The following is a 12015-nucleotide window of genomic DNA, read 5'->3' as shown; positions in this document are numbered from 1 at the left end:
GCGGCCCCGACGGCGAGGGCCAGTACCTTGCCGACGGCGTGGCGCTGGGGCATCGGCGCCTGTCGCTCATCGACCTCGAGAACGGCAGCCAGCCCATGGTGCGCGCCACGGGCGCGCATGACTCCATCGTGACGTCGCCGGCTACGGAAGGCTCCGCCCCCGGATCGTTCACCATCGGCGACTACGCCATCGTGTTCAACGGCGAGATCTACAACTACCGCGACCTGCGAGACGAGCTGGCCGCGGACGGCTGGACGTTCAAGACCGAGTCCGACACCGAGACGCTGCTGGCGTCGTACCTGGCCTGGGGCAAGCTGCTGCTGGACAAGGTGCGCGGCATGTTCGCGTTCGCCATCTGGGACAAGCAGCGCGGCGAGCTGTTCTGCGCGCGCGACTTCTTCGGCATCAAACCGTTTTACTACACCGTGCAGAACGGCGAGGCCGGCCCGCAGTTCATCTTCGCCTCCGAGATCAAATGCATCCTGGAGCACCCCGCCTACGAGCGCGAGCTCAACGAGGAGGCGCTGGAGCAGTACCTGTGCTTCCAGTTCTCGGCGCTGCCCGAGACGTTCTTCAAGGGCATCTACAAGCTGGAGCCCGCGCACTGCATGACCGTGCGCGCCGACGGCACGACGGAAACCGAGCGCTACTGGCGCCCCACGTACGACTTCGACCAGAACCGCAGCCGCGAGGACACCGTGAAGGCCATCGACGCCGCTATGCGCGAAAGCGTGCGCTACCACAACGTGGCCGACGTGGAGGTGGGCTCGTTCTTGTCGTCCGGCATCGATTCCAGCTACATGGCCGCATGCCTGGCGAAGGAGAATCCCGACATCAAGACGTTCACCGTGGGCTTCGCCGAGTACGAGGGCGAGCGCGACGAGATCTCCTGGGCGCGCGAGCTGGCCGACGAACTGCATATCGAGAACAACTCCAAGCACATCGGCGAAGAGGAGTACTGGGAAAGCCTGCCCCGCGTGCAGTGGCACATGGACGAGCCGTCCGCCGACCCGAGCGCCGTGGCGCTGTACTTCGTCGACCAGGAGGCCGCGAAGAAGGTGAAGGCCGTGCTGTCCGGCGAGGGCGCCGACGAGTTCTTCGGCGGTTACCGCATCTACCAGACGCCGTTCGCCAACGCGAAGCTGTCCTGGGTGCCGAAGGGCCTGCTGCGCGGCGCGTCGAAGGCGGCTCACGCGCTGGGCGTGCGCGGCGCGAACTACCTGGAGCGCGCCAGCGAGACCCCCGAGGACTGGTACTACACCAACGCCAACGGCGTGGCGTTCAGCCCCGAGGAGCGCGCCCGCCTGCTGAAGCGCCCCGTGCAGGCGTGCTCGCCGCAAGAGCTGATCGCGCCCGCGTACGCCGAGGCGGCCGGCCTCGACGACACGACGCGCATGCAGTACGTCGACCTCTTCTTCTGGCTGGTAGGCGACATCTTGCTGAAAACCGACAAGATGTCGATGGCCCACTCGCTGGAAAGCCGCGTGCCGTTCCTCGACAAGGAGGTGTTCAACGTCTCGCGCACCATCCCCACCCCGTTCAAAGCGAACGGCGAGCAGACGAAGATCGCCCTGCGCGAGGCGGCCGAGCGCACCATCCCGAAAGACTGGGCGCAGAAGGAGAAGCTGGGCTTTCCCGTGCCCATGGTGGACTGGCTGCGCCAGGACCGCTACTACAACCAGGTCAAGGAATGGTTCACCGGCGACATCGCGCAACAGTTCTTCAACACCGACGAGCTGGTGCGCCTGCTCGACGAGCACAGGTACAAGATCGACCGCTCGCGCAAGATCTGGATCGTCTACATGTTCCTCATGTGGTACAAGATCTACTTCGTGGACAAGACCGTCCCCAAGAAACCGGCGGCGTAAACGAACGAAGGGCCCTACGGGGCCCTTCGCGTTCGCTAGGCGAGCTTCGACGAGTCGACGGCCACGAGGTGGCCGTGCTCGTCCTCGAAGACGCACAGACCGCCGTCGCGGCTTTCGTACAGGTTGCGAAAACGCGCGAAACGGCGCTGCCGAGGCGGCTTCTCTTTGGGCGCAGCCACGGACTCCGGCTTCGGCTCCGGCTCTGGTCGCGGCTCCTGCTGCGGCTGCGTCGAGGAGGGTTCTTCCGGCTTCGTCGCCTCGACCTGCGCGGCAGGCTCGGCAACGGGCGCAGGATCGACGGGCTCGGGATCGACGGGCAAAGGAGCGGACTGCGAATCGACGCGCGCCACGGCTTCGGCCGCCTCGATGAAGTCGCTTTCGTCGGGATCGTTCTTCGCCACGAGATCGCATTCCGCCTGCACGCCGGCAACCTGGAAATCGGCTTCGCTCGGCTCTTCCACGAAAACCTCCGGCTCGATCGACGGAGCCTCGACGATCGGAGGGCGCCGTCCCCCTCGATCTCCCCGCTTTTCGATGGCGGCCTCGGCAAGCCCGCCCTCCATCACTTCGATACCCGACGCCATCACGCGCGAGGACGAGGGTTCCGGATCGAGGCCCAAGCGCGTGTACAGCGAGCGGTTGGATTGGGCGATGGACACGAGCTCGCACGCCAGCGAGACGCGCTCGGCCTCGTCGACGCCCTCTTGGAGCTGATTGCCTATTTCGAGCACGCGCGTCCACGAGACGGCGTCCATATCCTCTTTGAGCGATACGATCTTTTCCGCCTCGCGCGCCACGCGCTTTGCCGTTGATGTGCTGAACATGATACGCCGCCTTCGGTTTATCGGAGGCCTATTGTAGCACGTCAGTAGATGACTCGCCAGAATACAAGCCCTTGAGCTGGGGCGTTCTCCCCCGCAACCCGACGATCGCACGCCTCCAGCACCTCGCCCACCCAATCGGCGTCACGCTGGCCCTTCCCCACCATCACCAGCGTGCCCACGATGGTGCGCACCATGGAGTGCAGAAACGCGTTGCCCACCACCTTGATGGACATGAGGTTCTCGCCCATCACCGTCTCGGGATGGAAGGAAATCTCGCGCACGTTGCGGTGCGTGGGCTTGCCTTCCGCCGAGGCGGCCATGCAGAAGCTCTTGAAATCGTGCTCGCCCAGCAGATACTGCGCACCTGCTTCCATAGCCGTGATATCGAGGCCGCCGGGGACGAACCACGAGAAGTCCTTCATGAAGATGGGGCACGTGCTGTCCACGCACAGGTGGTAGTGATACTCGCGCGCCTGCGCGTCGAAGCGCGCCGAGAAGCCCAGCTTCTTCGGTTCGACCTCGCGCACGGTGATGGCGTCATGCGTGAGCGCGTTGAGAGAACGGCGCAAGCTGGGCAGCGAGCGTCCTGCGATGTCGCGGTCGTCCACGTCGAAGCTGACCACCTGGCCGAGCGCATGCACGCCCGCATCGGTCCGTCCCGCGCACGTGGTTTCCACGTCGCGGCGGAACAGCATGCGCAGGGCATCCTCGAGGTCGCCCTGCACGGTGGTCTGACCCGGCTGACGAGCGAAGCCGCTGAACGGCGCGCCGTTGTACGACAAGGTCAACGCCAGAGTATGGTCGCGCACGGGTTTATCAGCTGCCGCAGCGGCCGCTGCTTCGCGCTTACGCGCGGTGTTTGGGGTGATGGTTTGCGTATTCATAGCCGACATCATAAACGAACACGCCCCCTCTGCGAAGAGGGGGCGCTATCCGCTTGCCAAATTGTTTAAAAGCGCCGCGAAGCTACGTCGTATCGCGCGTTGCCCACCAAGCGAGTTCCGCACGAGCCGAAGGCCCCAGCGGGGCCTTCGAGCGAGCAGGACTGTTTGAGCGACTGGGCAATGCGCGATACGACGCTACGTACGCGAGCCATCGGCATCGCCGCGAGATAGGGCGCCCCAGCGCTTCGCAGCGTCGAGGAGCTCCGTCGTTCGAGAACGACGGAGCATCAAGAAGCCCTCCACACCTGCGAACCGAACAGATCCTGGATCTCGGAACGCATGACGGGGCTGCGGGAATCCACCGACACGGGCAGTTCGGCGCGGAACTTGCGGCCATCGCTCTGCTGCACGAGCAGAACCACGCCGTCGCGACCCGGATACGACTTCAAGATGCGGTTGAGCCGCAGCGACTTCGACTGGTCGAAGTCCGAGGACGCAACTTTCAGCTCAAGGTGCGACGGACGCGCATCGGCCTCGTTCAGCTCGATGACCTCCACCTCGAACGCCATGATCTGATTGCCGCGGTCGTTCGCCTCGAACTTGCCCTTCACCTTCACGATGGCGTCTTCCTGGATGGCCTCGGCGTTGTCGTCGTACTTGAAGCAGATGCACTCCACGTGGCCCGTCGTATCCTCCAAGGTGAACGTGGCCATCTTCGTGCCGCGCTTCGTCAGCTTCGTCACCACGTTCGAGATCATGCCCACGAACACCGCGGACTTGATCTCCTTCGTGCGCTCGGCCAGGTCTCCCAGCGAGAACTTGGTCATACGCGCGATGGTGCCCTCGTACGGGCGCAGCGGGTGGTCCGAGACGTAGATCTTCATGATCTCCTTCTCGAACGTCAACAGCTGGCGCTTCGGCCACTCCACGCCGTCCGGTTCCGGAACCTCCTCCTCGAAGCCCGAATCGGGATCGTCGCCGAACAGGTCGAACATCGACACCTGGCCGCTCTCACGATCCTTCTGGCGCTTCGAGGCGCTTTCCAGCAGCGGCGTCTCGTCAACGAAGTACATGAGCTGCTTGCGCGTGTAGCCCGTCGAGTCGAACGCCCCGCCCTTGATGAGCGCTTCCAGCGTCTTGCGGTTGTAGCATTTCGCGTCCAGGCGGTTCACGAAGTCGTGCAGCGACGTGAACGGCCCGTTCGCCTCGCGCTCCTCGATGATGGCCTCGGCCACGTTCGCGCCCACGCCGCGCACGCCCACCAGGCCGAAGCGCACGCCCTCGTCGGTGGGCGTGAACTCGGCGTTGGACGAATTGATGTCCGGCGGCAACACGGGAATGCCCGAGTGGTTGCAGCTTGCGATGTAGCGGATCAAACGGTCGGTGTTGCCCATGTAGGACGACAGCACGGCCGCCATGAAGTCGTTCGGGTAGTGCGCCTTCAGGTACGCCGTGCGCATGACCAGGATGGCGTAGGCGGCCGAGTGCGATTTGTTGAACGCGTACTTAGCGAATTTCTCCGCGTCTTCCCAGATCTGCTTCGCGATTTCCAGCGGATAGCCGTTCTCCACCGCGCCGGTGTTCCAGTCTTCCTGCAACGCGCGCATAACGTCGAGCTTCTTCTTGCCCATAGCCTTGCGCAGCTTGTCGGCCTTGCCCGCCGAGAAACCGCTCATAGCCATGGATATCTGCATGATCTGCTCTTGGTAGACCATGGTGCCGTACGTCTCCTCCAGGATGGGGCGGAGGCGCTCGTCGTAGTAGTGGATGGAGGTCTTGCCGCTGGCCACCTTGATGTAGTCCTCGACCATGCCGGATTCCAGCGGGCCCGGACGGTTGAGCGCGATCGAGGCGACGATGTCGGAGAAGCGCGTGGGAGGCAGGCGCGCGAACAAGCTGACGTACAGCGCGCCCTCCACCTGGAACAGGCCGTCCATGTTGCCGGACTGCATGAGCTTGAAGGCGCCCTCGTCGTCGATGGGGATGTCCTCGGGAATCACCTTCGTGCCGAAGCGCTGCTCGATGTTGCGGCACGCGATGGTGAGCACGTCGAGCGTGCGCAGGCCGAGGAAGTCCATTTTCAGCAGACCCAGCTCGGGCGTGTAATGGCCGTCGTACTGGGTGATGATGCCGCCGCCCTTGGTGTCGCGCTTCATGGGCACGTGATCGGCCATGGGGTCGCGGCAGATGATGGTGGCGCACGCGTGCACACCCTCGCCGCGCACGTGGCCTTCGATGGACAGCGCGGCGTCGATGACGGCCTTCACGTCCTCTTCGGTCTCGTAGGCCTTCTTGAGATCGGGGTTCGTGGCCAGCGCCTTGTCGATGGTGATGCCCAGCTCGTCGCCGATCATCTTCGTGATCTTGTCGCCGGTGCTATACGGGTAGTCCAGCACGCGCGCGGCGTCGCGCACGGCGTTCTTGGCCTGCAGGGTGCCGAACGTGATGACCTGCGACACGTGGTCCTCGCCGTACACGTCCTTGATGTGGTTGATCACTTCTTCGCGACGGCCCTGCTCGAAGTCGACGTCGATATCGGGCATCTCCACGCGCTCGGGCGACAGGAATCGCTCGAACAGCAGGCCGTTGGACAGCGGGTCGAGCGCAGTGATGTCCATGGCGTACGCCACGATGGCGCCTGCGGCCGAACCACGGCCCGGACCCACGCCGATGCCCTGGCTGCGCGCCCATTCGATGTACTCCTGCACGATGAGGAAGTACGCCGGGAAGCCCTGCTGGATGATGATGCCCATCTCGTAGTCGGCGCGCTCCTGCGCCTCCTGCGGAACGGGATTGCCGTAGTGCTTGACCAAGCCCTCCTGCACGCGCTTGCGGAAGTAGCTTTCCTCGGTCTCGCCCTCGGGCAACGGGAAACGCGGAAGGATGGAGTCGCGCTCCAGCACCACGTTCACCTTCTCGGCCACTTCCACCGTGGTGTCGCAGGCCTCGGGGAAGTCCTTGAGGGCCTCGCGCATCTCCTCCTCGGTCTTCATGTAGAACTGGTCGTTCTCGAAGCGCATGCGGTTGGCGTCGTTGAACGCCGCGCCCGTGCCGATGCACAGCATGTAGTCCTGGGCGCGCGCGTCCTCGCGCGTGAGGTAGTGGAAGTCGTTCGTGGCGATGGTCTTGAGGCCGGCGGCCTTGGCCACGTCGGTCAGCATGTGGTTGAGCTCGGTCTGCGTGAACCCGGCATCGGTGCGGATGCCCTGGTTCTGCAGCTCGATGTAGAAATCGCCCGGTTCGAAGCAGCTGGCGAACTTCTTGGCCCATTCGACCGCCTCGTCTACCTGGCGGTTGTCGAGCAGCTTCGGAATGATGCCGGCGATGCAGGCCGACGAGCCGATGATGCCCTTGCCGTACTTCTGCAGCATGCTGAAGGTGGTGCGCGGCTTGTAGTAGAAGTTGTCCACGTGCGACTCGCTGACCAGCTTCACCAGGTTGTGGTAGCCCTCGTTCGTCTTGGCCAGCAGCAGCAGGTGGTACAGCTTCGGCTTCGTGTCCTTGCGCAGCTCTTCGTCGGTGGTGAAGTACACCTCGCAGCCGTAGATGGGCTTCACGCGCTTGCCCGTCTCGGCTTCCACCTTGTCGCACATCTCGCACAGCTGCGGAACGCCCGACATCACGCCGTGATCGGAGATGGCCACCGCGGGCATGTCGAGGTCGGCGGCTCTCTTCACCATGTCGTAGATATGAGTGTGGCCGTCGAGCAGGGAATATTCGGTATGGTTGTGCAGGTGGACGAATGCCATATCTTGTGCCTCTTGTCAGTCATGGATGCGCGTCGTGGTATCGATGACATTCTAACAGCATTCGTCGTAAAGCGCCGTCTTCAAACAGCGAACAAACGATGGTTTTTGCGCGAACGCCGCCCGCAACAGCAGGCGGCGTTCGCAGCGCTCGATCCGCCGCTTACGAGACGCCCGATATGACGCCGCCGCGTATCTGGCAGCCGACGAGCTTGGACTCGCAGTACACGCTTTCGACGTTGAGCGCCCGCCTGACCTTCTCGATAAGGTCGAGGATGGCCTGCTCGTCGCCGTGGGTGCTGTCGAACACGAGCGTGTCGTTCTGCACGACGGTCCCGTCCTCTTTGGCGAAGCCTCCTTCGGCCTCGTACACGGTATAGCCCGACCCCGCCTCGATGAACAGCGGGATGGCGATATCCTTCGCCTCCTCCATGGTGAGCTCCTGCTTGCCGGTGTCTTTGTCGGTGAGGCCGAAGTACAGGCAGTACACCACTTCCTGCCGATCGGTCACACCGTTGACGAGCGGCTGCGCAGCATCGTCGGACACCTTCGAAGCGCAACCCGCGCACAGCGCGGCGACAAGCGCTCCGGCGCACAGGCACGCGCCCAGCTTCTTCCACGTTCTTGCGTTCATACGAACCCCTTTCGTTTAGGATTCGATCCATTGTAGGACGCACCGCTTCGCTCGCGCGCACCGAGTCGTGCCAAAATCGCGCACAACCTGCCCGATTTCGCACGGCTCGCCGAGCGCTCGCGCATCCTTCCCCACCTTGGGCGCAAATCGACTCCCATGACAATATCCGGCGGGATCGAACCCCCGGAAGGCGCAGGGGGATTTAGCCACCAGGGGTTTTGCATGCCTTCGCGGCGGTAGGACTCAAAGGAATTGCCATAGGCATCGATTCGCGCCCAAACCGAAAGACTGCGGGAGCCCGTCAGACTCCCACAGGGCGCCGGTAGAGGCTTGACGGCGGAAACGGCGTCGAGCGGTAAAAAACGAACGGTTTGGTAATCACACTGATTCGCTTTGTTTTACGGTTCGAGGAGTATCCGACCTGGGGAAACGTTCCCAATCGCACTCGGCGGACTCGAAGCGCCGCGGCCGGGCTCCGCCAGGATTACCAAACCGTTCGATTTTTACCTCGACGCGTGCATTTCGCCGTCAAGCAGGTGTCGGCGGGTGCTGGGGTCGTTCGAGCCCTTAGCCTCGAGCAGACGACAGAAATCCCCGATTGCGCGAAGATCGACGCGGCCGCCCTCGCATCGCGGCTCCGCAGGACTCCCCTATTCCCCTTCGCCCTCCGTCAGATAGCGCTCGGCTTCGTCCAGATCGATGTACATGCCCTGGGTGACGGGCCGCCCGTCGATGCCCGGAAGATTGCATTGCCGATACAGCACGCGTGCGACGGAGCCGTCGCGCCTGATGAAACGATAGGAGAACGGCTCCGACTCGCCGGTCTCTATCATCTCGACGCTCTTCTTGTACAGATGGTCGAGATCGTCGGGATGCACGATCATTCGAAGGTTGGCTCCAACCTCTCCGTAAAACTGCTCCTTCGTGTAGCCGAGGATGTCGAACATAGCTTGATTCATATAAGTTATCAGCATGTCGCCCGACAAATCGTAGCGAATGATGCCCACGGGCACGACCCCGTAGAATTGATCGAGCGCGGGGCCTTCGTCCAACCGCTCCATATCCATTGCCGCCATCTGCAAGGATCTATGCGAATGACCCGAACGGTTGACTCGGTCGATCTTCATCTTGGTCAGAAGGACGCCGGCATCGGTTGCCAAACACGACGCACCGAAGTAGAAGACGCCCTGGTAGTCCACGTCTCCGGTGAATACCGCTTCGCCGCTCACCGCGACGAGATCGCCGGACAGCTCGTTCACCGTGATGGCCTTGTACGCGATGGAGAGCTCCCGGCCGCTCATCGCGCGCTCGAGATGCGCGCGCACCGCGTCGATGCCCGAGAAGCAGCCCTCCTCGAACCGATCCTGCCACTGCACGTCGTCGAAGCAACAGTCTGCGAACGCATCGAGATCCTGCCTTACGAAGGCATGATCGAACAAGCGCACGATGAACGACCGCGCGTCCTCTTTGCGCAGCGGCGATCGCTTCTGGGGCTCGTGCGCCAGGGCGCGTTCCAGCAAGCCGCCGAACGAAGCCTCGTCGACCGGGCGGCTGAAGAAGAAGCCTTGGGCAATGTCGCACCCGATGCCTTTCACGAACTCGACCTGCTCGGCGGTTTCGATGCCCTCGCAAACCACGACCAGGCCCAGCACCTTGGCGATGTTCGCCATCGAGTACACCACGGTCGCGTTGCGGAAGTCGGAAAGGTCGCGCTGGAAGAACAGCTGGTCGATCTTCACTTCGTCGATGGGCAGGTTCTGCAGCATGCCCAGCGACGAGTACCCGCTGCCGAAATCATCCATGGCCACGCTGAAACCGTGCTCGTGCAGCCGCTTCACTTGGCCGATCACGGTGTCGAAATCCTCGACGAACGCGCTTTCCGTGATTTCCGCGCACAGATACGACGGAGGGACGGCGTAGCGGTCGACGATGCCTTTCAACGCGTCGGCGAACGAGTCGTCCAAGAAATGCAAGCGCGAGAAGTTGCAGTTCAGCGGCACGATGACCGCGCCCTTGTCGAGACGGTCGCGCAGGAAGCGGCAGCACTGCTCGAATATGGCCAGATCGAGGTCGACGATGGCGCCGCTGCGCTCGAGCGGCGGGATGAACACGGCGGGGCTGACCAGGCCGCGCGACGGATGCCGCCAGCGCGCGAGCGCTTCGGCCCCCACGATCCGGCCGTTCGAGGGCCTGAACAGGGGCTGGAAGAAGGCTTCGAACTCCCCGCGTTCGAGCGCATCGCCGATCTCGACGGACAGCTCCATCGAAAGCCGCATATCCTCCCGCAGACGCGCGAATTCCGCATCGTCGGTCTCGAACGCGTAGCGGCGGCTCCGGCCGAGCTGCTTCGCCTTGCGCAGCGCCACCTCGGCTTGATGGATGAGGGCCGCCGGCGTCAAGGCAGCTTCCCCGTCCCACGACACGACGCCCGCGCCGGCGGTCAGGCTGACGGACGTGGATTCCCCGGAAGGCCCTTCCCCGTCGATGGTCAGGCGCACGGAGAGCAGATCGCTCGTGAGGCCGTCCAGGACGTCCCGGTCGGCGCCGTCGACGATGGCGAGGTACTCCTCGCTGCCCACGCGTCCCACCATCTCGACGCCGGTCGAGAGGCTCGTCTGCAGATAGCGTCCGAACCGGGCTATGATCGCGTCGCCCACCGCATAGCCGTACGCGTCGTTGAACGACCTGAAATTGTCGATATCGATGACGATGAGGCTGAACGGACGACCCTTCTGGGCAAGGCACCGCTCGATGCGTCGCTCCAAGGTCGTACGATCCGGCAGCCCCGTCAGCGCGTCATAGCCGTCTTCCTCGCCCTCGATCTGCACGCATCCGGAGAATTCAAGGGACTTCCGACGACTCACGAGCGTTCTCCTTCATCTTTGCGCCGCAGCCCGTCGGCGCACAACGATTTCCCCCTTATCATACCACTCTCGAATCCGAACCTCTCGCATTGTCCGAGACCATCCCTCTTCGGGACGCCAACGCCTCGAAAACATAGCCGGAAAAAAGGAAGAGCCCCGTGCGGGGGCTCTTCCACATCTTGCTCGTCAACCGCAGCGCATCGGCCGTTGCGTTGCCAAGCGACCGAAGCCGCGCGTCTTCGAACGCGTCCGCCTTAAGCCGCTTTGGCGACCCTCAGCTGAACGTCGCACCACGCCTTATCGGCTGCGAGCGTCGTCTTGCGAGCCTCCTCTTCGGAGAGTCCGGACAGCTGCTCCTCGATGCCGGCCAGCTGCTCGCGCACCTGCTCGACATCGATGTCGGCCGCAGGCAGCGCACGATCGGCCAAGATGATGACCTTGTCGTCCGTCACCTCGACGTAACCGCCCTGCAAAGCGTAATGCACGGTCTCGGAGGCGCCGACCGCCTTCACGCGCGCCTCGCCGTCAGCAAGCACCGACACGAGCGGAGCATGGCCTTTCAGAAAGCCCATCTCGCCTTCGACGCCGGGCACGACGACGAGCTCGACCTCATCAGAGACCAGCTTCGCCACCGGCGTCACGATGTCGCACATGAACCCAGCCATTACGAGGCCTTCTTCATCTCTTCGTACGCGGCGTACACGTCTTCGATGGAGCCCTTCATGCGGAAGCACTGCTCGGGGATCTCGTCGCACTCGCCGTCGAGGATGGCGGCGAAGGAACGGATGGTGTCCTCAAGCTTCACGTACTTGCCCGGCAAGCCCGTGAACTGCTCGGCCACGTGGAAGCACTGGCCGAAGAACTGCTGCGCCTTGCGGGCACGGTTCACGATCTTCTTCTGATCCTCGGACAGCTCGTCCATGCCGAGGATGGCGATGATGTCCTGCAGGTCCTTGTAGTTCTGCAGAAGCTCCTGGATGCCCACGGCCACGCGATAGTGCTCCTCGCCGACGATCTGCGGGTCGAGCGCGCGGGAGGTGGACTCCAGCGGGTCGACTGCCGGGTAGATGCCCAGCTCGGAGATCGAACGGGACAGAACCGTCTTCGCGTCGAGGTGCGTGAACGTCGTGGCCGGCGCAGGGTCGGTCAGGTCGTCGGCGGGCACGTACACGGCCTGCACGGACGTGATGGAGCC

General features: G+C 63.5%; 7 protein-coding genes and 1 pseudogene. 1 reads left to right on the top strand and 7 read right to left on the bottom strand.

Annotated elements, in window-relative coordinates:
* Positions 1-1868 (top strand): asparagine synthase (glutamine-hydrolyzing) (gene asnB / locus ACMO6A_RS04565; protein WP_418470839.1); only part of this gene is annotated, 1868 nt, incomplete at its 5' end.
* Between the two features lie 35 nt (positions 1869-1903).
* Here asnB and ACMO6A_RS04560 read toward each other — a convergent pair.
* The 7 genes and pseudogenes from ACMO6A_RS04560 to ACMO6A_RS04530 form a co-directional block, all read right to left on the bottom strand.
* A complete protein-coding gene (locus ACMO6A_RS04560; protein WP_009608895.1) occupies positions 1904-2692 on the bottom strand; it encodes a hypothetical protein in 789 nt (262 codons plus the stop codon).
* Between the two features lie 41 nt (positions 2693-2733).
* The gene (truA, locus tag ACMO6A_RS04555; protein WP_035577328.1) at positions 2734-3576 is read right to left on the bottom strand and encodes a tRNA pseudouridine(38-40) synthase TruA; all 843 of its coding nucleotides are present in this window, start codon (positions 3574-3576) and stop codon (positions 2734-2736) included.
* A gap of 287 nt (positions 3577-3863) precedes the next feature.
* A complete protein-coding gene (gene dnaE / locus ACMO6A_RS04550; RefSeq protein ID WP_009304816.1) occupies positions 3864-7325 on the bottom strand; it encodes a DNA polymerase III subunit alpha in 3462 nt (1153 codons plus the stop codon).
* Positions 7326-7485: 160 nt separating this feature from the next.
* Entirely contained in the window at positions 7486-7956 is a 471-nt protein-coding gene (locus ACMO6A_RS04545) for a hypothetical protein (protein WP_009608814.1), read from the bottom strand.
* A 650-nt stretch (positions 7957-8606) separates the two neighbouring features.
* Positions 8607-10820, bottom strand: coding sequence for an EAL domain-containing protein (locus ACMO6A_RS04540; protein WP_009608876.1), 2214 nt, complete (start codon positions 10818-10820; stop codon positions 8607-8609).
* Between the two features lie 254 nt (positions 10821-11074).
* Complete coding sequence (gene atpC, locus ACMO6A_RS04535) at positions 11075-11485, bottom strand: ATP synthase F1 subunit epsilon (RefSeq protein WP_009608826.1); 411 nt, start codon at positions 11483-11485, stop codon at positions 11075-11077.
* A pseudogene (locus tag ACMO6A_RS04530) lies at positions 11485-12015 on the bottom strand (F0F1 ATP synthase subunit beta); the annotation flags it as partial. The gene atpC and the pseudogene ACMO6A_RS04530, both read right to left, overlap by 1 nt.

The sequence above is a fragment of the Eggerthella sp. genome (assembly GCF_048329335.1).
GTDB classification, from domain to species: Bacteria; Actinomycetota; Coriobacteriia; order Coriobacteriales; family Eggerthellaceae; genus Eggerthella; species Eggerthella lenta.
The sequence above is the reverse complement of the archived record's forward strand: the minus strand, read 5'-3'. Positions and strand labels throughout refer to the sequence as shown.

What these genes read in the sequence shown, in the direction of transcription:
- truA (WP_035577328.1), bottom strand. Translation starts at nt 3,576, where the DNA reads ATGAATACGCAAACCATCACCCCAAACACCGCGCGTAAGCGCGAAGCA.
- ACMO6A_RS04560 (WP_009608895.1), bottom strand. Translation starts at nt 2,692, where the DNA reads ATGTTCAGCACATCAACGGCAAAGCGCGTGGCGCGCGAGGCGGAAAAG.
- ACMO6A_RS04545 (WP_009608814.1), bottom strand. Translation starts at nt 7,956, where the DNA reads ATGAACGCAAGAACGTGGAAGAAGCTGGGCGCGTGCCTGTGCGCCGGA.
- dnaE (WP_009304816.1), bottom strand. Translation starts at nt 7,325, where the DNA reads ATGGCATTCGTCCACCTGCACAACCATACCGAATATTCCCTGCTCGAC.
- atpC (WP_009608826.1), bottom strand. Translation starts at nt 11,485, where the DNA reads ATGGCTGGGTTCATGTGCGACATCGTGACGCCGGTGGCGAAGCTGGTC.